The organism is Micromonospora pisi (genome assembly GCF_003633685.1).
Classification (GTDB): domain Bacteria; phylum Actinomycetota; class Actinomycetes; order Mycobacteriales; family Micromonosporaceae; genus Micromonospora_G; species Micromonospora_G pisi.
Genome location: NZ_RBKT01000001.1, coordinates 2329251 through 2355161, shown reverse-complemented (window position 1 = coordinate 2355161; position 25911 = coordinate 2329251). Strand labels below are relative to the sequence as shown.

The 25911-nt window shown below is 70.8% G+C and carries 17 protein-coding genes and 2 tRNA genes; 17 read left to right on the top strand and 2 right to left on the bottom strand.

Going from position 1 to position 25911, the window contains the following annotated elements:
- Positions 1 to 661 precede the first annotated feature (661 nt).
- The 11 genes from BDK92_RS09400 (at position 662) to BDK92_RS09350 (ending at position 15596) form a co-directional block, all read left to right on the top strand.
- Positions 662 to 1840 (top strand): inositol-3-phosphate synthase, encoded by a 1179-nt coding sequence (locus BDK92_RS09400; protein WP_121156364.1) that lies wholly within the window; start codon positions 662 to 664, stop codon positions 1838 to 1840.
- Between the two features lie 11 nt (positions 1841 to 1851).
- On the top strand, positions 1852 to 2712 hold the full coding sequence (locus tag BDK92_RS09395; protein ID WP_121156363.1) for an SCO3242 family prenyltransferase: 861 nt from the start codon (positions 1852 to 1854) through the stop codon (positions 2710 to 2712).
- A complete protein-coding gene (locus tag BDK92_RS09390) occupies positions 2709 to 3716 on the top strand; it encodes a sugar phosphate isomerase/epimerase family protein (protein WP_121156362.1) in 1008 nt (335 codons plus the stop codon). Before BDK92_RS09395 ends, BDK92_RS09390 begins: the two co-directional genes overlap by 4 nt.
- Positions 3716 to 4366: an EboA domain-containing protein gene (locus tag BDK92_RS09385; protein WP_121156361.1), complete on the top strand. Its 651-nt coding sequence runs from the start codon at positions 3716 to 3718 to the stop codon at positions 4364 to 4366. The genes BDK92_RS09390 and BDK92_RS09385 overlap by 1 nt, the downstream gene beginning before the upstream one ends.
- Before the next feature lies 1 nt (position 4367).
- Positions 4368 to 5231, top strand: coding sequence for a TatD family hydrolase (locus BDK92_RS09380; protein WP_121156360.1), 864 nt, complete (start codon positions 4368 to 4370; stop codon positions 5229 to 5231).
- Positions 5231 to 6421: a metabolite traffic protein EboE gene (gene eboE, locus BDK92_RS09375; protein ID WP_121156359.1), complete on the top strand. Its 1191-nt coding sequence runs from the start codon at positions 5231 to 5233 to the stop codon at positions 6419 to 6421. Before BDK92_RS09380 ends, eboE begins: the two co-directional genes overlap by 1 nt.
- Positions 6422 to 6449: 28 nt before the next feature.
- Complete coding sequence (locus BDK92_RS09370; protein ID WP_121161868.1) at positions 6450 to 7844, top strand: alkaline phosphatase family protein; 1395 nt, start codon at positions 6450 to 6452, stop codon at positions 7842 to 7844.
- Positions 7841 to 8908, top strand: coding sequence for a polyprenyl synthetase family protein (locus BDK92_RS09365; protein WP_121156358.1), 1068 nt, complete (start codon positions 7841 to 7843; stop codon positions 8906 to 8908). Before BDK92_RS09370 ends, BDK92_RS09365 begins: the two co-directional genes overlap by 4 nt.
- 309 nt (positions 8909 to 9217) lie before the next feature.
- On the top strand, positions 9218 to 12076 hold the full coding sequence (locus tag BDK92_RS09360; protein ID WP_425462218.1) for a PQQ-dependent sugar dehydrogenase: 2859 nt from the start codon (positions 9218 to 9220) through the stop codon (positions 12074 to 12076).
- Between the two features lie 100 nt (positions 12077 to 12176).
- A complete protein-coding gene (locus BDK92_RS09355) occupies positions 12177 to 14309 on the top strand; it encodes a ThuA domain-containing protein (protein ID WP_121156356.1) in 2133 nt (710 codons plus the stop codon).
- Positions 14310 to 14588: 279 nt separating this feature from the next.
- Complete coding sequence (locus tag BDK92_RS09350) at positions 14589 to 15596, top strand: sugar phosphate isomerase/epimerase family protein (RefSeq protein ID WP_121156355.1); 1008 nt, start codon at positions 14589 to 14591, stop codon at positions 15594 to 15596.
- A 148-nt stretch (positions 15597 to 15744) separates the two neighbouring features.
- Here the strand turns inward: BDK92_RS09350 and BDK92_RS09345 are convergent, their stop codons facing one another.
- Positions 15745 to 16089: a hypothetical protein gene (locus BDK92_RS09345; protein WP_121156354.1), complete on the bottom strand. Its 345-nt coding sequence runs from the start codon at positions 16087 to 16089 to the stop codon at positions 15745 to 15747.
- Between the two features lie 261 nt (positions 16090 to 16350).
- On the opposite strand from BDK92_RS09345, the gene BDK92_RS09340 reads away from it, so the two are divergent.
- The 5 genes from BDK92_RS09340 (at position 16351) to BDK92_RS09320 (ending at position 21045) form a co-directional block, all read left to right on the top strand.
- Positions 16351 to 16423, top strand: a tRNA-Asn gene (locus tag BDK92_RS09340).
- Positions 16424 to 16498: 75 nt separating this feature from the next.
- Positions 16499 to 18649, top strand: coding sequence for an MMPL family transporter (locus BDK92_RS09335; protein ID WP_121156353.1), 2151 nt, complete (start codon positions 16499 to 16501; stop codon positions 18647 to 18649).
- The gene (locus BDK92_RS09330) at positions 18639 to 19880 is read left to right on the top strand and encodes an NAD(P)/FAD-dependent oxidoreductase (RefSeq protein WP_121161866.1); all 1242 of its coding nucleotides are present in this window, start codon (positions 18639 to 18641) and stop codon (positions 19878 to 19880) included. Before BDK92_RS09335 ends, BDK92_RS09330 begins: the two co-directional genes overlap by 11 nt.
- A 137-nt stretch (positions 19881 to 20017) precedes the next feature.
- Positions 20018 to 20094: transfer RNA gene (locus tag BDK92_RS09325), tRNA-Ile, on the top strand.
- Positions 20095 to 20670: 576 nt separating this feature from the next.
- Positions 20671 to 21045, top strand: coding sequence for a YciI family protein (locus BDK92_RS09320; protein ID WP_121156352.1), 375 nt, complete (start codon positions 20671 to 20673; stop codon positions 21043 to 21045).
- Between the two features lie 752 nt (positions 21046 to 21797).
- On the opposite strand, the gene cpt is transcribed toward BDK92_RS09320, so the two are convergent.
- Positions 21798 to 22313: a chloramphenicol phosphotransferase CPT gene (gene cpt, locus BDK92_RS09310; protein ID WP_121156350.1), complete on the bottom strand. Its 516-nt coding sequence runs from the start codon at positions 22311 to 22313 to the stop codon at positions 21798 to 21800.
- A 177-nt stretch (positions 22314 to 22490) separates the two neighbouring features.
- On the opposite strand from cpt, the gene BDK92_RS09305 reads away from it, so the two are divergent.
- Positions 22491 to 25826: an ATP-binding protein gene (locus BDK92_RS09305; RefSeq protein WP_121161864.1), complete on the top strand. Its 3336-nt coding sequence runs from the start codon at positions 22491 to 22493 to the stop codon at positions 25824 to 25826.
- The last annotated feature ends 85 nt before the right edge of the window (positions 25827 to 25911 follow it).

The following is a 25911-nucleotide window of genomic DNA, read 5'->3' as shown; positions in this document are numbered from 1 at the left end:
CCCCCACCCGAGCGGCTTTCCGGATCGACCAGCGAGGGTCCGGTCGCGGTTGCGCCCCGCGACCGGAGCAGGGTCGACCCGGAGGGCGTACGCACCGCGAGTCCAGCCGGACCGCGAAGGGCGTACGACGGTAACGCGGTCGTCCGGTACGGCCGGACCGGGATTCCCCGGTCGTACCGGACGCCTTCAGCCCCACCGGTCCCGACCCCCTCGGGACCGCCACCCCCACCGGCCCCGACCCCCGGGGCCCGCAGACGAAACCGGACGACATTCCCGTGGGCTACGCCGTAGCCCGGGGTACGGCCCGGGGCCCCCGTCCCGGACCGCATCCGACGACAACTACATCAGGGAAGGACTCCGGCTGGCGCGGCGCTGCGGTACCGCCGCCGTACCAGCCGGCACGACGCGGGGGAGGCAAGGTCGCGACGCCGACCGACCTTGCCTGCCAGCCCCGTCCGCCCGTACCTGCCGGGTTTCGCGAACAACGCCGTTGCCGCCGACTCCGGCGCTGTTCGTGGAACGCCATCCGCGCAGGTCGGGCGGGCGGGGTGCTCTTCCACCACGCCGTTGACTTTCCAGCACGCCAGTATTGATACCGGCGCATCTGTCAACCCCCGGCAGGTGTCGCCGCGCAGTTCCCCGCGCGAGGAAGGAGCACAACATGCGTACGGGAATCTGGCTGGTGGGCGCACGCGGCTCAGTCGCCGTCACCAGCGTGGTCGGGGCTCTCGCCCTACGAGCCGGGCTCGTCGAGCCGACCGGCTGCGTCACCGAACTACCCGCGCTGCGCAGCCCGGCCCTGCCCGGCTACGCCGACCTGGTCTTCGGCGGTCACGACATCGCACCCACCCCCATTGTCAAGAAAGCGGAGGCGCTCGCCGCCGCCGGCGTCCTGCCGGCCCGGTTGGTGACCGCCCTCCCGGACGAACTGGCCTCGGTCGAGGACGAGATCCGTCCGGTACCCGCCGCCGCGCGGCAGGCCGACGTCATCGCCGCGCTCGTCGCCGACCTCACCAGCTTCCGGCACCGGCACCGGCTCGACCGGGTGGTGGTGGTGAACGTCTCCGCCACCGAACCGGCCCCGGCACCACACCCCGGCCACACCGACCTGGCCGCGCTCGAACAGGCGCTCACCACCGGGGCGACGGTGCTGCCACCGAGCTCCGCGTACGCGTACGCCGCGTTCACCGCCGGATGCTCCTTCGTGGACTTCACCCCGTCGACCGGAGCCCGGCTGCCCGCCCTGGCGGAACTCGCGCAACGGGAGCGGGTGCCGTACGCCGGGCACGACGGCAAGACCGGGGAGACCCTGGTCAAGTCGGTGCTCGCACCGATGTTCGCGCTGCGCAACCTGAAGGTGCGTACCTGGTCCGGGGTGAACCTGCTCGGCGGCGGCGACGGCGCCAACCTGGCCGAACCCGCAGCCAACGCCGCCAAGGCGGCCAGCAAGCAGCGGGTGCTCGGCGAGACCCTCGGTTACGTGCCGCAGGGCAACACCCGAATCGAGTACGTCGACGACATCGGCGACTTCAAGACCGCCTGGGACCTGATCACCTTCTCCGGATTCCTCGGCACCGCGATGCGGATGGAATTCACCTGGCACGGCTGCGACTCCGCGCTGGCCGCACCGCTGGTGCTGGACCTGGCCCGGCTGACCGCGACCGCGCACCGCACCGGGCGTAGCGGCCCCCTCGGTGAGCTGGCCTTCTTCTTCAAGGACCCGCTCGGCACCGGACCGCATTCACTGCCGGAACAGTGGGCCACCCTCTGCGCCTTCGTCCGCCAACTCGACGCCGACGCGTTCGGCGCGGCGGTCCCGCCGCCCGTGGAACAGGGCTGAGGTGCGCCGACATGCCCTCCCTGGCTGACCTCGCGGAACTGGTCCGGGCCCCAGCCGCGCTCTCCGTTCCCGGCGACGTGGTGGCCGGTGCCGCCGCCGCCGGGGTGCTGGACCGGAAGGTGCCGGCGCTCGCCGGCGCCTCGGTCCTGTTCTACTGGGCCGGAATGGCCGCCAACGACTGGGCCGACCGCCGGCTCGACGCGGTCGAGCGGCCGGAGCGTCCGATTCCGAGCGGCCGGATCACCCCGGGCACCGCGCTCGGTGTCTCCGCCGGGCTGACCGCCGCCGGCCTGGCCGTCGCCGGACTCGCCGGTGGCCGGCGGGCGCTCGCCGTGGCGGTGCCGCTGGCCGGCGCGATCTGGGCGTACGACGTGGCGGCGAAGAACACCGCCGCCGGTCCCGCCGTGATGGCCGCCTGCCGGGGGCTCGACGTGCTGCTCGGCGCGAGCGGTGGCCGACCACTGCGGGCGGTGCCGGCGGCGGTGACCGTGGCCGCGCACACGTACACGGTGACCGAACTGTCCCGCCGTGAGGTCAGCGGCGCCGACCGTACCCTGCCCCGGGTGACCCTGGCCGGCACCGCGGCGGTGGCCGCCGCCGCGGTCGCCGGTCCCCGCCGCGGCGGTTGGCGGGCCTGGGTCCCCGCCGCCCTGACCGCCTGGTACGTCAGCCAGTACGGCACCGCCCAGGTACGGGTCGCCAACGATCCGTCCGCGCCCCAGGTCCGGGCCGCCGTCGGGGCGGGCATCACCGGCCTGCCGGCGTTGCAGGGCGCACTGGTCGCCCGGACCGGTGCCGGTCTGCTCGGTCTCGCGGTCGCCGCGGCGGCACCGCTCGGGCGGCGCCTGGCCCGGAAGCTGTCCCCGACATGAGCGGCGGCCTGCGGTTCGGTTACGGCACCAACGGCTTCGCCAACCACCGGCTCGACGACGCCCTGCGGGTCATCGCCGACCTGGGCTACCAGGGGGTGGCGCTCACCCTCGACCACGACCACCTCGACCCGTTCGCGCCCGGCCTGGCGGTACGGGTGGCCGCGCTCGGCAACCGCCTCGCCGAACTGGACCTGGGACTGGTCATCGAGACCGGAGCCCGTTACCTGCTCGACCCGTGGCGCAAGCACGCCCCGACGCTGCTCGACGACGATCCGGCGCTGCGGATCGAGTTCCTCCGCCGGGCCGTGTCGATCGGGGCGGACCTGGGCGCCGAAGCGGTGTCGTTCTGGGCCGGGGTACGCCCGGCCGAGCTGGACGAGACCAGTGCCTGGGACCGGCTCGTCGCCGGCTGCGCCGAGGTGGTCGACGTCGCCGACCGGGCCGGGGTGACCCTCGGTTTCGAACCCGAACCGGGCATGCTGGTGCCGGACATCGCGGCCTGGTGGCGGCTGCGGCACGCCCTCGGCGCACCGCCCGGCTTCGGCATCACCCTCGACATCGGACACTGCCGGTGCCTGGAACCGCAGCCGGTGCCGGAGTGTGTCGTCGAGGTCGCCGCCCACCTGGTCAACGTGCAGATCGACGACATGCGTCGGGACGTGCACGAGCACCTGGAGTTCGGCACCGGCGAGATCGATTTCCCGCCGGTGCTGCGGGCCCTGGCCGACGTCGGTTACGCCGGACTGGTCGCGGTCGAACTGCCCCGCGACTCGCACGCCGCACCGGCCGTCGCGGCCCGTTCGGTCGACTTTCTGCACACCGCCGCCTGGCAGGCCGGGGTGCCGGTCGAAGCCACCGGTCGCACCGCCGCACCACCGGCCGGCGGCGACGTCGGATCGGCCGGCGGCAGCTTGGGCGGCGGCGGATCCGCCGCCGTCACCAGCGAGCCGGTCAGCGTGGCCGCCACCGTGGCACGCCCGGCCGGCGCGAAAGGGGAGGCGTGATGGAACCGGACCAACTACGGGCCGCACTGGCGGCCGTACCCGACCCGGAGTGGCTCGACCAGGCGCTGCGCGGCGTCGCGACCGACCCGGACACGGTCGGGCGGCCCTTCGCCGCCGCCGGCCGCCGCTGCGGCCGGGCGCCCCTGCCGGACGCGCCCGACTGGACCGCCGACGACGCCGCCCGCGCCCTGCTGCTGACCATGCTGCCGGCCGACCGGGTGGTCGGGCAGGTGGAAACCCTCTACCGGTACGGCGACGCGGCGGAGAAGCGGGCCGTGCTGCGGGCCCTGCCGTGGCTGCCGGTCGGCGCCAGCGGCGTACCGCTGCTGCACGACGCGATCCGGACCAACGACACCCGGCTGGTCGCCGCCGCGCTCGGCCCGTACGCCGCACACCTCGACGCCGCCACCTGGCGTCAGGCGGTGCTCAAGTGCGTCTTCATGGAGATTCCGCTGACCGTGGTGGACCGGCTCGACGAGCGGGCCGACGACGAACTGCAGATCATGCTCGCCGGGCTGGACGAGGAACGGCGCGCCGCCGGCCGCACCATCCCGGCCGACGCCTCCGCCCTGCTGGCCCGGCTGGGGACGACCGGCACCCTGGTCCCGTCCGCCGCGTCGTCGCCCGTACCGACCACGAAGGAGGCGTGACATGCGCATCTTCGACCCGCACATCCACATGACCTCGCGCACCACCGACGACTACGAGCGGATGGCCGCCGCCGGGGTGCGCGCCCTGGTCGAGCCGGCGTTCTGGCTGGGGCAGCCGCGCACCAGCGCCGGTTCGTTCGCCGACTACTTCGACTCGCTGGTCGGCTGGGAACCGTTCCGGGCCAGCCAGTTCGGCATCCGGCACTACGCCACGATCGCGCTCAACCCGAAGGAGGCGAACGACCCGCGCTGCCGGGAGGTGCTCGACCTGCTGCCGCGTTACCTGGACAAGGACAACGTGGTCGCGGTCGGCGAGATCGGGTACGACTCGACCACCCCGGAGGAGGACGAGGCGTTCGCCGCCCAGCTCGCCCTGGCGGTCGCGTACGACCTGCCGGCGCTGGTCCACACCCCGCACCGGGACAAGGCCCGGGGCACCGAGCGGAGCATCGCCGTGGTCGCCGAGTCCGGCATCGAGCCCGGTCGGGTGGTGATCGACCATCTGAACGAGGTCACCGTCGAACTGGTCCGCGACTCCGGCTGCTGGGCCGGGTTCTCCATCTACCCGGACACCAAGATGTCGCCGCCCCGGATGGTGGAGATCCTGCGCAAGTACGGCACCGAGCGGATGCTGGTCAACTCGGCCGCCGACTGGGGCCGGTCCGACCCGCTGCTGACCCGGGTCACCGGCGACGCGATGCTCGCCGCCGGCTTCACCGACGACGACGTCGACCAGGTGCTCTGGCGCAACCCGATCGAGTTCTACGGCCAGTCCGGCCGGCTCGACCTGGCCGAACTGGAGGGGGCGGTGGCCGGGCCGGCGCCGACCTTCGAGGGGAATTCGATCCTGCGCGGAGGTAGCTGATGCGGTTCCGCCACCAGGACGGGCAGACCGTCCACCTGAGCTACTGCACGAACGTGCACCCGGCCGAGGACCTGGCCGGGGTGATCGCCCAGCTCGACACGTTCGCCGAGCCGATCCGACGCCGGCTCGACGCCGACGTACTCGGCCTGGGGCTGTGGCTGGCCGCACCGGTGGCCGCCGCACTCGCCGCCGATCCGACGCTGCGACGGAAGCTGCGCACGGAACTCGACGCGCGGGGACTGGAGGTGGTGACGCTCAACGGGTTCCCGTACCGGTCGTTCCAGGCACCGGTGGTGAAGCTCGGCGTCTACCACCCGGACTGGACCGCACCGGAGCGGCTGGAATACACCCTCGACCTGGCCCGGGTGCTGGTCGACCTGCTTCCCGACGACGCCGCCCGGGGCTCGATCTCCACCCTGCCGCTGGCCTGGCGTACGCCGTGGACACCGGCCCAGGCGGGGGCCGCCGACCGTACGTTGGAACAGCTCTCCGCCGGACTGGCCGCGATCGCCTGGCAGACCGGGCGGGCCGTCCGGGTCGGCTTCGAGCCGGAACCCGGCTGCGTGGTGGAGAGCACGGCGCAGGCCGCCGCCCAGCTCGCCCGGGTGGACACCGACCGGCTCGGGGTCTGCCTCGACCTGGCCCACCTCGCCTGTGCCTGGGAGGAGCCGGCGCAGGCGCTGGAGCGGCTGCGCCAGGCGGGGCTGCCGGTGGTGAAGGTGCAGGTTTCGGCCGCGCTCCAGGCGGACGATCCGGCCGCCGCGGCCGAGCAGTTGGGCGGGTACGTCGAGCCGCGTTTCCTGCACCAGACCCGGGGCAGCGGTTGCGCCGGGGCGATCGACCCGGCCGACCCGGCGCACGCCACCGACGACCTCGACGAGGCCCTCGCCGGTGAGCTGCCCGGAGCCTGGCGGGTGCACTACCACGTGCCGTTGCACGCCGACCCGGAGCCGCCGCTGCGCGCCACCACCCCGGTGCTGCGCGGTGCCCTGCGCGAGCTGCTCGGTGGGGGGAGCGCCGGCTGTGACCACTTCGACGTCGAGACGTACACCTGGGGGGTCCTGCCCGCGGCCCAGCGGCCGAACTCGGACGCCGAACTCGTCGGCGGCATCGCGGCCGAACTGGCCTTCGCCCGCGACGAGCTGGTCGACCTCGGCCTGACCCCGGTATCCGCCCCGGTGCGGGCATGACCGCGCTTTTCTGGCAGGAGAGATGAACATGGCACCGCTCGTTGTGATCAACGTGGTCGGGCTGACCCCCCGACTGCTGGCCCACATGCCCCGGCTGCGGGCCGTGGCCGAAACCGGGTTCGAGGCGGAACTGGGCACGGTGCTGCCGGCGGTCACCTGCTCCGCGCAGGCCACCTTCCTCACCGGCGCCCCGCCGAGCGAGCACGGCATCGTCGGCAACGGATGGTACTTCCGTGACCTGGGTGAGGTGTTCCTCTGGCGGCAGCACCACGCGCTGATGGGCGGGGAGAAGGTGTGGCAGGCGGCCCGGAAGGAGCAGCCGGACTACACGGTGGCGAACATCTGCTGGTGGTACGCGATGGGCGCCGACGTGAACTGGACCGTCACCCCGAGGCCGATCTACTACGCCGACGGGCGTAAGGAGCCGGACTGCTACACCGACCCGCCGGAGCTGCACGACGAGCTGACCAGCAAGCTCGGCGGGTTCCCGCTCTTCACGTACTGGGGGCCGGGGGCGGGGTTGCCCTCGTCGCGCTGGATCTGCCAGGCGGCGCAGCAGGTGATGGCCACCCACGACCCGGACCTGACCCTGGTCTACGTCCCGCACCTCGACTACGACCTGCAACGGTTCGGGCCGGGCTCGGCGGAGGCGGCCGCCGCCGCGGCGAAGCTGGACGGGGTGCTCGGTCCGCTGCTGGACGCGGCCCGCGCCCGGGACGCCACGGTGGTGGTGCTCTCCGAGTACGGCATCACCGACGTCTCCCGGCCGGTGGACGTGAACCGGTTGCTGCGCCGTGAGGGGTGGCTACGGGTCTACACCCAGGACGGAATGGAATACCTGGACCCGTGGACGTCGAAGGCGTTCGCGGTCGCCGACCACCAGATCGCGCACGTATACGTGAAGGACCCGGCCGACGTGGCGGAGGTGGCGAAGCTCTGCGCCGCCCTGCCCGGCGTGGCCGAGGTGCTCGACGCCGACGGCAAGGCCCGGTACGGCCTCGACCACGAACGCGCGGGTGAGCTGGTGCTGGTGGCGGAGCCGGACGCCTGGTTCACGTACTACTACTGGTTGGACGACGCGCTCGCGCCGGACTTCGCCCGACTCGTGGAGATCCACCGCAAGCCCGGGTACGACCCGGCCGAACTCTTCTTCGACCCGGAGGCACCGGGGGCGGCGAAGCGACGGGCCGGGGTGGCGCTGGCGCGCAAGAAGCTCGGCATGCGTTACCTGATGAGCGTGGTGGGGCTGGACGCCGGGGCGCGGGCCGTACGCGGCTCACACGGCCGGTTGCCGACGGACCCGGCCGACGGTCCGGTACTGCTCTGCTCCGCCCCGGGTGCGGCCCGGGACAAGGTCGCGGCCACCGAGGTCAAGGGGCTGCTGTTGGAGCTGGCCGGTATCGGCGCGCGGGAGGGGTCGTGACCGCGACGGCGCCGCTGACCGACGCGGCCGAACTGCGGAAGCGGTTCGACGCCCAGTTGTCGGCGTTCCTGGAGCGACAGGACCCGGACTGGCCGGACGGGGCGCCGCGTGGCGTTTTCACCACCCTGCACCGGTTCGTGCTGGCGGGTGGGAAGCGGCTGCGGCCGATGTTCTGCTACTGGGGCTGGCGCGGCGCCGGCGGGTTGGACGACACCCCGATCGTGGTGGCGGCGGCGGCGTTGGAGCTGTTCCACGCGTTCGCGCTGATCCACGACGACATCATGGACGGCAGCGACCGGCGCCGGGGCGAGCCGTCGGTGCACCGGCTCTTCGCCGACCTGCACACCCGTTCGTCCTGGCGGGGTGACCCGGCCTCGTACGGGCGCAGCACCGCCCTGCTCTGCGGCGACCTCTGCGCGGCCTGGGCGGACCAGATGTTCCACGAGTGCGGGCTCAGCGCCGACCAGGTGCACCAGGGGTACGGCGTCTTCGCGAACATGCGTACCGAGGTGATCGCCGGTCAGTACCTGGATCTGGTCTCCGGGGTGGGGGACGGCTCGGTGGCGAGCGCGTTGACGGTGATCCGGATGAAGGGCGCCCGCTACACGGTGACCCGGCCGTTGCAGATCGGGGCGGCGCTGGCCGGTGCCGGGCCGGAGTTGCTGAGCGCGTTCGCCGCCTTCGGTGACCCGCTCGGGGACGCGTTCCAGCTCCGCGACGACGTACTCGGGGTGTTCGGGGATCCGGCGGTGACCGGCAAGTCGGTGCTCGACGATTTGCGGGAGGGCAAGCCGACGGTGATGATGGCGTTGGCCCGGGGCAGCGCGGACCGGGAGCAGGCGCTGCGGTTGAAGGAGTTGTTCGGCAACCCGGACCTGGATCCGGAGGGGGCGGCCGAGCTGCGTGGGATCATCCTGGGCACGGGCACGCTGGACCGGATCGAGCAGATGATCCGGGTCCGTACGGACGCCGCGCTGGCGGCGTTGGTGGATGCCCCGGTGTCGGGGCAGGCGAAGGCGGAGTTGGCGGCGCTGGCCGCGGAGGCGACCGACCGCCGGCACTGAGCGCAACCGGACGGCGACTTTTCTTCAATTGAGCAAAAGTTCAGTTCCGGAACCCAGAAGCTATGGACACATCCACGTATAGAAATTAGTGTCACTCCGAACACGAAGTTGTTACGTCGATGTAACCGGCGGCGCGGTTAACCCATCGACCGGTGACCACGTCCGGTGCGCTCGTGCCGGGCGAGATCACCACCCGGCGGGAGTGACATCCCACCGGGTCGGGTTCAACCGGCTACGGCATCCGGCGCGACGGCGCGCGCCCTGCCTGGCAGTCAACTGCTCAGGAAGGGAAGCATTCATATGTCCACATTGGACAGCGTAAGAATCCGACCCGGGCGATGGCAGACAGCGGGATCAGCCCTGCTGCTCGTCGCCGCGACCCTCACCACCGTGGTCACCACCACCACGACCACCGCCACCCCGGCACAGGCCCACCCGATCAGCGCGGCCGACTTCCAGCAGGTCACCCTGGCCCGCGGTGAGGCCGAGGTCGGCGAGCCGATGACCATCGCCGTCCTGCCCGACCGTTCGGTCCTGCACACCGCCCGCAACGGCACACTGCGGCGCACCGACGCCAACGGCACCACCGCCGTGGTCGGCACCCTGCCGGTCTACACCCACGACGAGGAAGGGCTCCAGGGCGTCGGCGTCGACCCGGGCTTCGCGACGAACCGGTTCATCTACCTCTACTACGCCCCGCCGCTTTCCACCCCGTCCGGCGACGCTCCCCCCACCGGCACCAACTGGACCGCCTGGCAGGGCGTCAACCGGCTCTCCCGGTTCACCGTCAACGCCAACTGGACGCTGAACATGGCGAGCCAGGTCAACGTGCTCGACGTCGCCGCCGACCGGGGCATGTGCTGCCACGTCGGTGGCGACATCGACTTCGACGCCGCCGGCAACCTCTACCTCTCCACCGGTGACGACTCCAACCCGTTCGACTCGGCCGGCTACTCGCCGATCGACGAACGGACCAACCGCAACCCGGTGTTCGACGCCCAGCGCTCCGCCGGCAACACCAACGACCTCCGCGGCAAGATCCTGCGGATCAAGGTGAACGCGAACGGGACGTACTCCATCCCGGCCGGCAACCTCTTCGCCCCGGGCACCGCGAACACCCGGCCCGAGATCTACGCGATGGGCTTCCGCAACCCGTTCCGGATGAGCGTCGACAAGACCACCGGTCACGTCTACGTCGGCGACTACGGGCCGGACGCCGGCTCCACCAACGCCAACCGGGGACCGAGCGGCCAGGTCGAGTTCAACCGCGTCACCTCGCCCGGCAACTACGGCTGGCCGTACTGCACCGGCACGAACACCACCAGCGAGACGTACAACGAGTGGACCTTCCCCGACGGTCCCGGCAACGCCAAGTTCAACTGCACCGGCGGCCCGACCAACAACTCGTTCCGCAACACCGGCCAGACCACCCTGCCGGCCGCCCGCCCGGCCTGGATCCGGTACGCCGGTGACGCCGGCACCCCGCCGGAGTTCGGCGGCGGCTCCGAGTCGCCGATGGGCGGCCCGGTCTACCGCTACAACGCGTCGAACCCCTCCACCACCAAGTTCCCGCAGTCGTTCGAGGGACAGTTCTTCGCCGGTGAGCTCGGCCGGGGCTGGATCAAGCCGATCCACGTCAACACCGACGGCTCGGTCGGCACGATCGACACCTTCCCCTGGGTCGGCAAGCAGGTCATGGACATGGCGTTCGGCCCCGACGGCGCGCTCTACGTCCTCGACTACGGCACCGGCTACTTCAACGGCGACCTGAACTCGGCCCTCTACCGGTTCGACTACATCGCCGGCGGCAACCGGGCCCCGACCGCGGTCGCCTCGGCCAACCGGACCTCCGGCGCGGCCCCGCTCGCGGTAACCTTCTCCTCGGCCGGCTCGTCCGACCCCGAGGGAAGCGCGCTGACCTACTCCTGGGCGTTCGGCGACGGCACCACCTCGACGGCGGCGAACCCGACCAAGACGTACACCGCCAACGGCACCTACACCGCGACCCTGACCGTACGGGACCCGGCCGGCGCCACCGGCAGCGCGAGCGTGATCATCAGCGTCGGCAACACCGCCCCGACGGTGACCATCAATGCCCCGGCGAACGGCCAACTGGTCGCCTTCGGCGACGCGGTCCCGTTCCAGATCACGGTGACCGACCCGGAGGACGGGGCGATCGACTGCTCCCGGGTCAAGATGACGTACGTGCTCGGCCACGACACCCACGGCCACCAGATCACCTCGGCCAACGGCTGCACCGGCACCATCACCATCCCGACCGACGGTGAGCACGACGACGCGGCGAACATCTTCCCGATCTTCGACGCCGAGTACACCGACAACGGCGGGCTGACCACGCACACCCAGCACACCCTCCAGCCCAAGCACCGGCAGGCCGAGCACTTCAAGACCTCGTCCGGGATCAACACCTTCACCAAGACCCCCGCCGAGGGCGGCCGGACGGTCGGCGACATCAACAACGGTGACTGGATCGCGTTCGAGCCGTACCGGCTCGCCAACGCCACCTCGTTCAGCGCCCGGGTCTCCTCGGCCGGCGCCGGCGGCACCCTCCAGGTCCGGGCCGGCTCCGCGACCGGCACGGTGCTCGGCTCGGCGACCGTACCGGTCACCGGCGGCTGGGAGACGTTCACCAACGTCACCGGCACCATCACCAACCCGCCGGCCGGCACCACCACGCTCTACCTGACCTTCGCCGGTAGCGGCACCGGGGCCCTCTACGACCTGGACGCCTTCACCTTCACCACCGGCAGCGGCGGTGGCCCCACGGGCACCGGTCCGATCGTCGGCCTGGCCGGCAAGTGCCTGGAGGTCGACGGCGGGGCCACCGCCGACGGCACCCAGATCCAGATCAACGCCTGCGCCGGCACGCCCCGCCAGACCTGGACCGTGCAGGGCCAGACGCTGCGGGCGCTGGGCAAGTGCCTGGACATCAACGGTGGCGGCACCGCCAACGGCACCAAGATCCAGCTCTGGACGCGCAACGCGACCGGCGCCCAGAACTGGGTCCCACAGGCCGACGGCACCCTGCGCAACCCGACCACGGCCAAGTGCCTGGACGTGTCGAACAACAGCTCCGCCAACGGCCAGGACGTCCATCTCTGGGACTGCATCACCACCGCTGCCAACCAGAAGTGGACCCTCCCGTAACCGCACCCCACCCCCACCCCTGATGTAAGGAAGGGCCCCTTCTTATCGCTTTCCGTATAGGAAGGGGCCCTTCCTAACTCGCCCTAGGGAGAGAGCACCCATGCGCAGACTCCTCCGACCCGTCCTCGGTACGGCGTTGGCGGCACTCGCCGTCATCGCCTGCACCACACCCGCCACCCCGGCCAGTGCCGCGGACGCTCCATACGACGTCCTGGTCTTCTCCAAGACCGCCGGCTTCCGGCACGACTCGATCGCGGTCGGCACCCAGGCCATCCGCGAGCTTGGCGCGGCGAACAGCTTCACCGTCACCGCCACCGAGGACGCGGGAGCCTTCACCACCGCCAACCTCGCCCAGTACGAGGTGGTCGTCTTCCTCAACACCACCGGTGACGCGCTCAACGCCACCCAGCAGACCGCCTTCGAGTCCTACATCCGCAGCGGCAAGGGGTACGTCGGCGTGCACGCCGCCGCCGACACCGAGTACGACTGGCCGTTCTACGGCAACCTCGTCGGCGCCTGGTTCGCCTCGCACCCGGCGATCCAGCAGGCGAACGTCAAGGTGGAGAACCGGGCGACGGCGGCCACCGCCACCCTGCCGCAGACCTGGACCCGCACCGACGAGTGGTACAACTACCGGACCAACGTCCGGTCCACCGCCCGCGTGCTCGCCACGCTCGACGAGTCGTCGTACTCCGGGGGCGGGATGGGCGCCGACCACCCGCACTCGTGGTGCAAGACGTACGAGGGCGGCCGGTCGTTCTACACCGGCGCCGGGCACACCCAGTCGACGTACGCCGAGCCGGCGTTCCGGGCCCACCTGCTCGGCGGCATCCGGTACGCGGCCGGCCGGACCAAGGCCGACTGCCGGCCGGAGACCGGTTACACCACCCTCTACAACGGCTCCACCACCGGCTGGTCGCAGGCGGGTCCGGGCAACTTCACCAACACCGACGCCACCCTCACCTCGGTCGGTGGAATGGGCCTCTACTGGTACAACGCGAAGCAGTTCTCGTCGTACTCGTTGAAGCTCGACTGGAAGATGGACGGCGACGACAACTCGGGCATCTTCATCGGCTTCCCGTCCTCGACCGACCCCTGGTCGGCGGTGGACAACGGCTACGAGATCCAGATCGACGCGACCGACGCGGCCGATCGCACCACCGGCGCGGTCTACACCTTCAAGTCGGCCGACATCGCCGCCCGGGACGCGGCGCTCAACCCGCCGGGGGAGTGGAACAACTACGAGCTGCTGGTCGAGGGCGAGCGACTGCGGATCTACCTCAACGGTGTGCAGATCAACGACTTCACCAACACCAACCCGGTCCGGTCGCTGGCCGGCTACATCGGCCTGCAGAACCACGGTACGGGCGACGACGTGTCGTTCCGCAACGTCCGGATCAAGGAACTCGGCACCCAGCCGCCGAACCCGCCGACCGGTAACACCACCGTGCAGGCCGAGGCGTTCAACTCGACCGGTGGCGTGCAGGTGGTCGGCAAGACCGGCGCGAACGGTGGTTCGACCATCGGCTACATCGACAACGGCGACTGGGCGGCGTACAACGGGCTGAACCTGACCGGGGTCACCTCGTTCCGGTCCCGGGTCGTGTCCGGTGGCGCCGGTGGCGCCATCCAGGTCCGTACCGGTTCGACCACCGGTCCGATCCTCGGCTCGGTGGCGGTGCCGAACACCGGCGGCTGGAACACCTTCGCCGACGTCACCACCAACCTGTCGAACGTGCCCGCCAGCACCCAGAACCTGTACCTGACCTTCACCGGCAACGGCACCGGCCTGTTCGACGTGGACGACCTCACCCTGGTCCGTGGCGGCGGTGGCCCCGGCCCGACCCCGGGCACCGGCCCGGTCGTCGGCCTGGCCGGCAAGTGCCTGGAGGTCGACGGCGGCGCCACCGCCGACGGCACCCAGGTCCAGATCAACACCTGCGCCGGTACGCCGCGCCAGACCTGGACCGTGCAGGGTCAGACCCTGCGGGCGCTGGGCAAGTGCCTGGACATCAACGGTAGCGGCACCGCGAACGGCACCAAGATCCAGCTCTGGACCTGCAACGCGAGCGGTGCCCAGAACTGGGTCCCGAACGCGGCCGACAGTTCGCTGCGCAACCCGACTTCGGGCAAGTGCCTGGACGTGTCGAACAACAGCTCCGCCGACGGCCAGGACGTACACCTCTGGGACTGCCTCGGCGCGGCCAACCAGCGCTGGACCCTCCCCGCGTAACGCCCGCGATGTAAGGAAGGGCCCCTTGTTAACGCATAGCGTTAACAAGGGGCCCTTCCTTACATCCAGGAGCGGGGAATAGAGTGGGTCTTGGCAACCCAGGAGACCGCCGGTGAGCAGCGGGAGGCGCAACCCGCTCGCCCAGGTGCGTACGCACACGCCGGCTCCGCCTCCTCCGGTATGCCGTACGGCCGGACCGGCCTCCCTCGCGCCCGTCCACGGACACCGCCTTTGCGGTGCCCGTCGGGAATCCCAGGTATCCAACAGGGGAGAAGGACAATGGCGCGACCCATCACGCTCTTCACCGGCCAGTGGGCCGACCTCCCGTTCGAGGAGGTCTGCCGGCTCGCCTCCGAATGGGGCTACGACGGCCTGGAGATCGCCTGCTGGGGCGATCACTTCGAGGTCGACAAGGCCATCGCCGACGAGTCGTACGTCGAGCGTAAGAAGGAGACCCTGGCCAAGTACAACCTCCAGGTCTTCACCATCTCCAACCACCTGCTCAGCCAGGCGGTCTGCGACCACCCGATCGACGAGCGGCACCAGGGCATCCTGCCCGGCCGGATCTGGGGCGACGGGGAACCCGAGGGGGTCCGCCAGCGGGCCGCCGAGGAGCTCAAGGACACCGCCCGCGCAGCCGCGAAGCTCGGGGTGAAGACCGTCGTCGGCTTCACCGGTTCGTCGATCTGGCACACCCTGGCCATGTTCCCGCCGGTCCCGCCGTCGATGATCGAGAAGGGGTACGAGGACTTCGCCAACCGGTTCAACCCGATCCTCGACGTCTTCGACGAGGTCGGCGTCCGCTTCGCGCACGAGGTCCACCCCAGCGAGATCGCGTACGACTACTGGACCACGAAGAAGACCCTCGAGGCGATCGGGAACCGCCCGGCGTTCGGGCTCAACTGGGACCCGTCGCACTTCGTCTGGCAGGAACTCGACCCGGTGAACTTCATCTTCGACTTCGCCGACCGGATCTACCACGTCGACTGCAAGGACGCGAAGGTACGCACCGGCGACGGCCGGCGTGGCCGGCTCGCCTCCCACCTGCCCTGGGCCGACATGCGCCGGGGCTGGGACTTCGTCTCCACCGGCCACGGCGACGTCCCCTGGGAGGACTGCTTCCGGGCACTGAACGCGATCGGCTACGACGGCCCGATTTCGATCGAGTGGGAGGACGCCGGCATGGACCGGCTCGTCGGCGCCCCGGAGGCGCTCCAGTTCGTCCGCCGGCTCGCCTTCGACGCCCCGGCCGCCGCGTTCGACGCCGCCTTCGCCAGCAAGGACTGACGTACGGGCCGACCCGCGCACAGGCACGGCGGTGGGCCGGTCGCCGATGGCGGCCGGCCCTTGCCGTACCCGTCGCGCCCGATGGCGCGTTAGGAAGGGGCCCTTCCTATACGGAAAGCGATAACAAGGGGCCTTTCCTTACCCCGGGTCAGAACGAGGCGCTGCCCGTTCCGCTGCCGGACGGGTTGGTGCCCCGATTGGCCGGGGTCGTCGTCGACCCGGCGCCGGTGGAGGTCAGTTCGGTGGTGTTGCCGTTGGCCGTCGTGACCTGGCCCAGCTTCTCGCCCAGCCGGGTGTGGCTGAGTCGGTCCTTGCCCTCGGCGTAGAGCCGGTTGGCCTGGGCCTGGGCCACCCCGGCCGCCTCCTGCACCGTCGGGTGGTCGAGCACCTTGCGGCCCCGGACGACCAGTTCCTCATACTTCTCCCGGCCGGCGCGGGCGCCGAGGACGAAACCCGCTGCCAGCCCGCCGATGAACCACAGCTTTCCGCGCATGGCGGCTCCTTTCGTGCCTGACGCGCCGTTGCGCCCTCCGAGGTCCGGATGGGCAACTGCGTCGCGCCTGCGTCGTCTGTGCTCAAGTACCTACCCATACTCCTGGAAGCTCATGCCTGTTCGTGGCAGGCGCGACATTTTGTCCGGATATCGGGGTAGGGTCGTGCCGCCGATAACCCCGTAGCGCAGACCCCCGGGAAGTCCTGTACTCTTATGCCGTCGCAAGGGCGTCGGAGAGATCCAGATCCGGCAACCTCACGATCCCCTGTAGCTCAATTGGCAGAGCAGCCGGCTGTTAACCGGCAGGTTTTTGGTTCGAGTCCAAACGGGGGAGCTTTCTCCACAATCCCGCCCGTCGGCCACGCCGACGGGCATCGTCGTATCTGAAGAGATGCGGCGGGGGTGGAAGATGTGGGCGATCCGGCACCGCGCCATCGGCACGCTGGTCGCGGTCGCGGTGGTGCTCGGCTGGCTCGCGCTGGCCGCGTTCGCCGGCCCGTACAGCGGGCGCCTCAGCGATGTGGCCACCAACGACAACGCGGCCTTCCTGCCCGCCGACGCCGAAGCCACCCGGGCCGACCGGCTCGCCAACGACTTCACCGACCGGCAGACCACCCCCGCGCTGGTGGTCTACGAACGGGCCAGTGGCATCACCGACGTCGATCGGCAGAAGGTGACGGCCGACGCGACCCGGTTCGCCCAGGTCCCGGGCGTGGTCACCCCGCTGCCACCGCCGGTGCCGAGCGAGGACGGCCAGGCGGTGCAACTGATCGTGCCGATCGACGCCAGCGGCAACGGCGGCGACCGGATCCACCGGGCGGTCGACGAACTGCGTGACGTCACCGGGCCGGGCGCCGACGGCCTCGTCGTCGAGGTCGCCGGACCGGCCGGGCTCCTCGCCGACCTGGTCGCCGTCTTCTCCTCGATCGACGGGCCGCTGCTGCTGGTCACCCTCGTCGTGGTGCTGGTGATCCTGCTCATCGTCTACCGCAGCCCGGTGCTCTGGATCATCCCGCTGCTCGCCGCCGGCGTCTCGTACGTGGTCGCCTCGCTCGCCGTCTACGTCCTCGCCTCGAACGACGTCATCAAACTCAACGGGCAGGCCCAGGGCATCCTCACCGTGCTCGTCTTCGGTGCCGGCACCGACTACGCGCTCCTGCTCATCGCCCGCTACCGGGAGGAACTGCACCACCATCCCCGTACGCTCAACGCGATGATCGCCGCCTGGCGCGGCGCCGGCCCGGCCATCTTCGCCTCCGGCAGCACCGTCATCGCCGGGTTGCTCTGCCTGCTCCTGTCCGACCTCAACTCCAACCGGGCGCTCGGCCCGGTCACCGCCGTCGGCGTCGGCGTGACCCTCGTGGTCATGCTCACCTTCCTGCCCGCGCTGCTGCTGCTCGGCGGCAGGTGGGCGTTCTGGCCACGGGTCCCGTACGCCGGCACCACCGACCGGGCCGGCGGACTCTGGCGGGCCATCGGCGCCTTCGTCGGCCGCCGCGCCCGGCTGATCTGGCCGATCACTGCCGCCGTGCTGATCGCGCTCGCCACCGGCCTGACCCAGCTCGGTGCCACCAACCTCGGCCAGGCCGACCAGTTCACCGACCGGACCGACTCCGTCAACGGGCAGGAGATCATCGACCGGCACTTCCCGGGCGGGCTCGGCAGCCCCACCACCATCTTCGTCAGCGCCGACCGCGCCGACGAGGTGGCCGCCGCCGCGCGCGCGGTACCCGGAGTGGCGCGGGTACAGCCGCTCACCGCCGCACCCGGTGCCGGTGGTCAGGCCGACCCGTCTGCCGGCACAGCCGCCCCACCCAAGGTCGTCAACGGGCGGGTCCAACTGGAGGCGACCCTCACCGAGGAAGCGGACAGCGGTGCGGCCCGGCAGACCGTACGGCAGCTACGCGAAGCCGTACACGCGGTGCCCGGCGCCGGGGCGGTCGTCGGCGGCTTCACCGCGATCACCATCGACACCAACGACGCGGCCGACCGGGACCAGAACGTGATCATCCCGACCGTGCTCGGCGTGATCGCGGTGATCCTCGCCCTGCTGCTGCGGTCACTGCTCGCACCGCTGCTGCTCATCGTCACCGTGGTGCTCTCCTTCGCCGCCACCCTGGGACTCTGCGCGGTGCTCTTCAGCCACGGGTTCGACTACCCCGGGGTGGACTCCTCGTTCCCGCTCTTCGCGTTTGTCTTCCTGGTCGCCCTCGGAGTCGACTACAACATCTTCCTGATGAGCCGGGTACGCGAGGAGTCCCTGAAACACGGCACCCGGCCCGGCGTCCTGCGCGGGCTCTGCGTCACCGGTGGAGTGATCACCTCCGCCGGGGTGGTACTCGCCGCGACCTTCTCGGCGCTGGCCGTACTCCCGTTGGTGGTCCTGGTGGAACTCGGCCTGGCGGTCGCCCTCGGCGTCCTCATCGACACCATCGTGGTCCGCTCCCTGCTGGTCCCGGCACTCGCCCACCACATCGGACCGGCGATCTGGTGGCCGAGCCGGCTGCGCCGGGTCGACCAGCCGGAACAACCCGACTACCGTGCCCGCCATGCCCGCTGACACCGATGTGGTGATCGTCGGAGGCGGCCTCGCCGGCCTGGCCGCCGCCCGCCGGCTGCACCGGGCCGGCGTACCGTGGCTCCTGGTCGAGGCGACCGAACGGCTCGGTGGCCGGGTCGCCACCGACCGGATCGACGGCTACCTGCTCGACCGGGGCTTCCAGGTGCTGAACACCGCCTACCCCCGGCTCGGCACCCTGCTCGACCTCCACACCCTGCGGCTCGGCTTCTTCACCTCCGGGGTCCTGGTCCGCCGCAACGGCCGACTGCACCGGCTCAGCAACCCGCTACGCGACCCGATCGCGGCACCCCTGTCGGCGTCGGCCGACATCGGCACCTTCCGCGACCGGCTCCGACTCGCCGCGCTCGCCGCGAGCTGCGCCGCCACCCCGGTACACCGCCTGCTCGACACACCCGAGCAGAGCACCGAGCGGGCCCTGCGCCGGGCCGGTCTCTCCGACCGGATCATCGAGGAACTGCTCCGACCGTTCCTCTCCGGCGTACTCGCTGACCGGGCCCTGGACACCTCCAGCCACGTCACCGCACTGATCGCCCGCTCCTTCGTGAGGGGCAGGATCGGGGTACCCGCGGACGGGATGGGAGCCCTGCCGGCGGCGGTCGCCGCACCGTTGCCCCGTACCCTGCTGCGACTCGGCACACCGGTCACCTCGATCAACCCCGGCCGGGTCCGCACCCCGGACGGCGAGATCCGCTGCCGGGCCGTCCTGGTCGCCACCGATCCGGGTACGGCAACCGAACTGATTCCCACTCTCGGCCCGGTACGCACCCGGGCCCTCAGCACCTTCTACCACTCGGTCGGTGCCGCACCGCTGGACGAACCGGTCCTGCTGCTCGACGGCGACCGGCGGGAGATCGTGGCGAACACCGTCGTGATCAGCCGCGCCGCACCCACGTACGCCCCACCCGGTCGGCACCTGGTGGCAACCTCGGTGGTCGGCCCGACGCCGCCACCGGAGCCGATCGTCCGCGCCGAACTGGCCCGGCTCTACGGCTGCCGTACGGATCACTGGGAGCATCTGGAGACGGTGCGTCTGCCGGCCGCCCTGCCGGCCGCTGCGCCGAGGCAGGGGCGGCTGCGCCAGGCGGTCGATCTCGGCGACGGGGTGTTCGTGGCCGGCGACCACCGGGACAGTCCGTCGATCCAGGGTGCCCTGGCCAGCGGCTGGCGGGCCGGCGCCGCCATCGTGCGCCACCTGGTGCCAGGGAGCTGAGCCGTGGGCAAGCGGTGCGCCCCCGCTGTTATTCTCGCGATGCCGGTCCGTCCGCGTGGCCGTGGCGGGGTGCTTACCGCCGCCCGTGCGCGGTCAGTGGGCGACCGGGCGCGCGGGTTACCATTCCCGCACCACAAGGGGTGGTAGCTCAGCAGGTTAGAGCAGGGGACTCATAATCCCTCGGTCGCGGGTTCGAGTCCCGCCCGCCCCACCAAGTACCCCGGTCTGGCCAAGGTGCTCGCCGAGGTCTGGCCGCATGAGGATGTGCTGCCGAAGCTGCAGTGAGCTTCGCGGCGTCGACAGGGGAGCGGTCCGCATCTGGTCCGCAAAAGGTCGACGGGCGGCGGGGAGCGGTGCGAGATGTCGAGAGCCGTTCTTGCTGCTAGACCCTCAACTTGATCTCATAATCCCTCGGTCGCGGGTTCGAGTCCCGCCCTTCCCATCAATAGCGCTGAGCTGGGCAAACGTGAGACCGGACGTAGCGGTGGCCGAACCGTTTGGATAAGTGCCGCGTGAACTTGGCGAATACACACGCCGAGGTCTACGACGTGGTCACACGGTGGCGGCCAAGCAGTCCGAGGCCGTGGCAACCAGACCTGCCAACCAGGGACCTGCCGTCCTCGTCACGCGAGATGTGTTTTTCAACAGGGCCGACATGACGCTCGCGAGCGCCGAGCGGCGGAGATTCCGTGAGAATTTCTTCTGGCGTGGCGTCGGATCCGGGGCGAGTCGTTCGTAGATCAGGTGGAAGGCGGCCGGAGGAGGCCGCCCGGGACAAGGGAGTCATGGGATGACCCGGTACTTGATCTCGTTCAATGACGGCGCGATGGACCACATCCCCGACGAGGACTGGGCCGACGTGGGCAAGGCCTCGCACGCGGTGGTCCAGGAGGCCGTGGACGCCGGCGTGTGGGTGTTCGGCGGCGGACTGCAAAGGCAGACGGCGAGCATCGTGGCCACGGACGGGATGGTCACTGACGGCCCTTACCCGGAGACCAGGGAGGTCATTGGCGGGTTCGTGGTCGTCGACGTGGCCTCACGCGAAGAGGCGCTGGGGTGGGCGGCCAAGATCGCCGTCGGTTGCCGCTGCGCGCAAGAGGTCCGGGAGATCATGACCGACCCCGAAACAGACGCGATGCTCCGCCAGGCTGACAGTCGGGGGTGACATCCCGACGACGTCCGATCGAGGGACACTCGCCAGGTTCAAGCAAGACCTGCGTGACCGCGGTTGAGAAACGTCAACCGGATTGGCGGTGCCCGAACCGCTGCGGTCAGATGAGCCGTGAGCTGTGAGGTCGATCCGGTCAGTGTCTCGATCCCCGCACGTGCGCGCGGGAGCCGGCCGTCTTGCGCTCGGCGGGCGTGCGTACATGATGGTGTGTTGATCGTCGCCTGTGGGCGTGTGCGCCCCCGCCGTCTCATTGACAGGTAGGGGCGCACACCGCTGAACAGCCTTCCTTGATGGCGAAGACCAGCGGTCCGCCAGGCACGGGCTCGCTGGAGGGGTCGCCGGCACGCCGTAGCTGGTGGTGCGCTCGGCCACGTTGGTCGGGGTGAAGCCGATCGTGTATTCGCCGACCGCGAGTCCGTACCAGCCCAGGTAGAGGTAGTCGGTGAGGGTGCCGTCCTCGGCCTGATCTCCGCTGCCCCACGACTGATAGACGACGTTGCCGTCAACGTCGTAGACATAGGTGGTGGCGATACGGGCCGGTGAGATCTTCAGCGCGGCGGAGACGGTGAGCTCGACCGGCGGCAGGTTGCTCAGCTCACTGGCCGGCGACGTCGTCGGGCTGAGGGTCGCGCCCAGGGCCGTGGGGGGTTCGGTGCTTTGTCTCGTCGTGGCGGCGACGCGCTGTGCCGGGTCTCATTGAGTCTGTCGCTGACGGGGCGGCTGTGCCCGTGCTGCTGGAGCCCGCATCAGACCACGTAGGCGGCGATGGTGCGCGCGCAGTCCAGGGACTCGGTGTGGCTGGTGTCGACCTCCACGTCATAGACGACACCCTGGTGCACGATCTCAGCCTGTGACGCCGCCATCCCGATCACCCGGTCACCTCTTGCGATCTCCCGGCCAGCGGCGATGTCCGGGGCGCAGCGCACCCCGACCCACAGCACCTTGAGGCCCTCCAAGTACACGCGAGCACGCTCTTGGGAGGCCGCGCCGCCGAGAAACACGTCGTCGATGATGACGGGCGCCCCGGCCCTCGCCATCGCGGCGATGCCGACCCTCCAGGCATGCTGCATGTCGCCGAAGCCCTCGTTCAGGATGACCTCGCCCTGCTGCCCGAACGTAACCATGGACGGTGGCAGCCGGTCGATCAGATCGTCGACCCCGAGGTCGATCCAGGGGCTCGGCAGTAGGTGCTTGAGGCACCGGACGATCCCGGACTTGCCCGAGCTGGAACCGCCGTTGAGCACGATGACCTGCGTCGTCACTTGATCGGTTCACCTTCCACAAGAACCCGCTCAATCCTGCGTGCATGTGGCCAGCAGTCGGAGACGGCGTAGCGCTGGGCTGGGAGATCGGCCCAGGTTGCTGCCACCTGATGCAGGCGGCGCCTGGCACCGAAGTCACCCGGTACGGCTAACATTGTCCAGGTCATGCTGCTTCGGGTGCTTGGACCGTTCGAGGTCGAGGTCGACGGGGGCGATGCGGTCGATCTCGGGGGACCCCGCCAGCGTGCCGTACTCGCCCTGCTGCTGTCTGCTCGTGGTGAGGTTGTTTCCATCGATCGGATGATCGATGACCTGTGGCGGGACGAGGCGCCTCCCCGGGCGATCGCCTCCCTCCAGGCGTACGTCTCGAATCTGCGGCGGCTGTTGGAGCCGTCCCGTGAGCGTCGGGCGCCGGCCCGGCTGCTGGTGACCGCACCGCCTGGGTACGCGATTCGGGTGCCGACCGAGGATGTTGACGCCTGGCGGTTCGAGGGGCTGCTGGCCGAGGCGCGTTCGGTCAGTGTCACCGACCCGGTCCAGGCCCGCCGGCTGCTGGAGGCCGGGCTCGGATTGTGGCGTGGGGACGCGTACGCGGAGTTCGTTGGGGAGCCGTGGGCGCGGTCGGAGGTGCTGCGGCTGGGGGAGTTGCGCCTGGTGGCTCGGGAGTTGCTTCTTGATGTGAGGTTGCGTACGGGGAGTGCGGCGGAGGCGGTGCCGGAGGCGGAGGTGTTGACGCGGCAGGCGCCGTTGCGGGAGGAGAGCTGGCGGCTGTTGGCGTTGGCGTTGTGGCGTACCGGTCGGCAGGGGGACGCGCTCGCGGCGCTGCGTCGGGCGCGGGCGACTCTGGTGAGGGAACTCGGCCTGGATCCGGGACCGGCGCTGGTCGAGTTGGAGCAGGCGATCCTGGGTCAGCGCCTCGACCTGCTGCCGCCGGTGGCAGGAACAATGGCAACGGTGCCGGCTGTGCCGTACGACCGTGCCGTCCCCCCGCCTCCGGCGCGACCGGACGCGGAGCGATCGGCCATGGCAGCGCCGGATGAGTTGTTCGTCGGTCGGGAGGCGGAGCTGGCGGTTCTCGGGGAGGCGGCGGCCGAGGCGGTCAGCGGGGGGCCACGGATCGTGTTGCTGACCGGGGAGGCGGGTGCTGGTAAGACGAGTGTGCTTTCCCGTTTTCGGCGGGAGCTCGCCGGCCAGGGTTGGTTGGTCACGGTTGGGCGGTGTCCGGAGGTTGAGGGTGCTCCGCCGGCGTGGGCGTGGGTCGAGGTGCTTCGGCGGCTGGCTGAGGAGGTGCCGCCGGGGGATCTCGCGCCGGCGCTCGCGCCGCTGCTCGATGACACCGATCGCGAGGTCGGTGGTGACGTTGCCGCCGGTCGGTTCCGGTTGCATTGTGCGGTCGTGACGTGGCTGCGTGCCGCAGCGGCCCGCAGACCGGTCGCGATCCTCCTTGATGACCTGCACGCCGCTGACGCGGAGACGTTGCTGTTGTTGACCAGCGCCGCTGAGTTGACCGACGTGGCGATTTTGTTTGTCGTTGCGTTCCGGCCGGCGGACAACAGTGACCGGCTCGCCGAGAGCTTGGCCTCCCTGGCTCGCCGGTCACCCCGGCGGATACAGCTCGGCGGACTCGCGGCAACCGACGTGCATCGGCTCATCGGCTCGTTCATCCGGACGACGCTCGACCCGGACACGGTTGCGGCGTTGGCCGAGCGCACTGGTGGGAATCCGTTCTATGTTCGGGAGTCGGCCCAGTTGCTTGCTTCCGAGGGTGCGTTGGTGGCGACGTCGGAGGTGCCGGAGGGGGTGCGTGACGTGTTGCGTCGGCGTCTTTCCCGGTTGCCGGAGTCGGCGGTGGCGGTGTTGCGTCTCGCCGCTGTCGCGGGTCGGGAGGCGGATGTGGAGACGCTTGTCGAGGCCGCCGACGCGGACGAGGGCACTGTTCTGGACGGGTTGGAGGCGGGGCTGGTCGCCGGGTTGCTCATCGAACCGGCGCCGGGGCGGGTGCGGTTCGTGCATGGTCTGGTCCGCGACACCATCTACACCGACGTGTCCCGGCTGCGTCGTGCCCGGATGCACGCCCGGGTCGCGGCCTGTATCCGCCGGTTGCGTCCTGATGACTTTCCGGTGTTGGCTCACCATTACGCCCGGGCGGCGTCGTCGGACACCGCCGGGCTCGCGGTGGACTACGCGGTACGTGCGGCTGAGCTGGCGCAGCGGCGGTACGCGTACGACGCGGCGATCGAGTTGCTCACCAACGCCGTCGTTAGCGCCGATGCGGTCCCCGGGGATCGTGACGCGTTGCGGGTGGATCTGCTGGGCCGTCTGTTGCGTGCCCAGGCGCGTGCCGGGGCGGTGGCCGCGGCCCGGGATTCTCGTGCCCGGGCGGTCGAGATCGCCGCCGCTTCGGGTCGGGACGAGTTGCTCGTCGCGGCGTTCACCGCGTGGAAGGTCGCGACACCGTGGCTGATCCGCGCGTACGGGGTGGTGGACCACCGGGTCGTCGAGTTGCTCACCAGGTTGTTGGGCAGGGACGACCTGGATCCGGTGGACCGTTGTCGGCTGCTGGAGGCGTTGACCAACGAGCTCGACGGCGAGGACGACCCCCGTGGCCCGGCGGCGGGGCTGGAGGCGCTGGCCATCTCGCGCGGGTTCGACGACCCCGAACTGCGTGCTCTCGGGCTCGCTGCCCGGCTCCGTACGATGCGGTTCGACCTGGAGGCGCCGCAGCGGCGGGACCTGGCGTGGGAACTTCGCGATCTCGCCACCGAGCATGGCCTGGTGACCTACCACTGGCTGGCCGAGCAGACGCTGAGCCAGAGCGCCACCGCGCTCAACCAACCAGAGGAACTACGCGCCAGCATCGCCCGGCAGGAAGCGATGGTCAGCACCTACCGGCTCCACGAGGCGATCGGGATCGGCCTCGCCACCCAGGCCGCACTCGCACACATCGCCGGCGACTTCACCACCGCGCAGCGCCGCTACGACGAAGCCGCCGAACAAATGCAACAACAGGGCTCACTACACGCCGACAGCCTCCGCTTCTCCGCCACCACGACCCTGCTGATCACTCAGCGGCGTCTTGGTGAGTATTTGGAGCCGACCCGGGTCGCGCGCGAGATGCTGGGTCCGATCGTCGACGACCTGCTGGCGCTGGCGCTCATCGAGAGCGGCCGGGTCGAGGAGGCCAGGACCGTGCCGTTCGGGGTGCACCCCTACCGTCCCGACTACCTCCAGTCGCTTGCTCTCACCGCGCGGGCGATGGTTGTCGTGGCGCTGGGCCGCACGGACCTGGCCCAGCCCGTCATCGACGAACTGCTCCCGGTCCGGGAACAGTTGGCCGGTTTCTCCAGCACCGCGTTCACGTTGCGCCCGGTGGCGTTGACGCTCGGCGAGCTGTTCCGCCTGCAGGGCCGTACCGAGGAGGCGGCGCGGCACTTCAGGCTGGCGGCGGAGGTGGCCCGCCGGTGGGACGCGCCGTACTGGCTGGCGGAGGCGGAGTCCGCGCTCGCCGCCTGACAGTGGCTCCTTCCCGTCCGGCGGCCGTTCCGTTGCCTTCCGGGGCTGCCTGAGTACAGGGGGATACGCGTTGGTGATCTCCAAA

What these genes read in the sequence shown, in the direction of transcription:
- BDK92_RS09380 (WP_121156360.1), top strand. Translation starts at nt 4,368, where the DNA reads ATGCGCATCTTCGACCCGCACATCCACATGACCTCGCGCACCACCGAC.
- BDK92_RS09345 (WP_121156354.1), bottom strand. Translation starts at nt 16,089, where the DNA reads ATGCGCGGAAAGCTGTGGTTCATCGGCGGGCTGGCAGCGGGTTTCGTC.
- BDK92_RS09385 (WP_121156361.1), top strand. Translation starts at nt 3,716, where the DNA reads ATGGAACCGGACCAACTACGGGCCGCACTGGCGGCCGTACCCGACCCG.
- BDK92_RS09390 (WP_121156362.1), top strand. Translation starts at nt 2,709, where the DNA reads ATGAGCGGCGGCCTGCGGTTCGGTTACGGCACCAACGGCTTCGCCAAC.
- BDK92_RS09355 (WP_121156356.1), top strand. Translation starts at nt 12,177, where the DNA reads ATGCGCAGACTCCTCCGACCCGTCCTCGGTACGGCGTTGGCGGCACTC.
- BDK92_RS09350 (WP_121156355.1), top strand. Translation starts at nt 14,589, where the DNA reads ATGGCGCGACCCATCACGCTCTTCACCGGCCAGTGGGCCGACCTCCCG.
- BDK92_RS09370 (WP_121161868.1), top strand. Translation starts at nt 6,450, where the DNA reads ATGGCACCGCTCGTTGTGATCAACGTGGTCGGGCTGACCCCCCGACTG.
- BDK92_RS09395 (WP_121156363.1), top strand. Translation starts at nt 1,852, where the DNA reads ATGCCCTCCCTGGCTGACCTCGCGGAACTGGTCCGGGCCCCAGCCGCG.
- BDK92_RS09335 (WP_121156353.1), top strand. Translation starts at nt 16,499, where the DNA reads ATGTGGGCGATCCGGCACCGCGCCATCGGCACGCTGGTCGCGGTCGCG.
- BDK92_RS09320 (WP_121156352.1), top strand. Translation starts at nt 20,671, where the DNA reads ATGACCCGGTACTTGATCTCGTTCAATGACGGCGCGATGGACCACATC.
- BDK92_RS09330 (WP_121161866.1), top strand. Translation starts at nt 18,639, where the DNA reads ATGCCCGCTGACACCGATGTGGTGATCGTCGGAGGCGGCCTCGCCGGC.
- eboE (WP_121156359.1), top strand. Translation starts at nt 5,231, where the DNA reads ATGCGGTTCCGCCACCAGGACGGGCAGACCGTCCACCTGAGCTACTGC.
- BDK92_RS09400 (WP_121156364.1), top strand. Translation starts at nt 662, where the DNA reads ATGCGTACGGGAATCTGGCTGGTGGGCGCACGCGGCTCAGTCGCCGTC.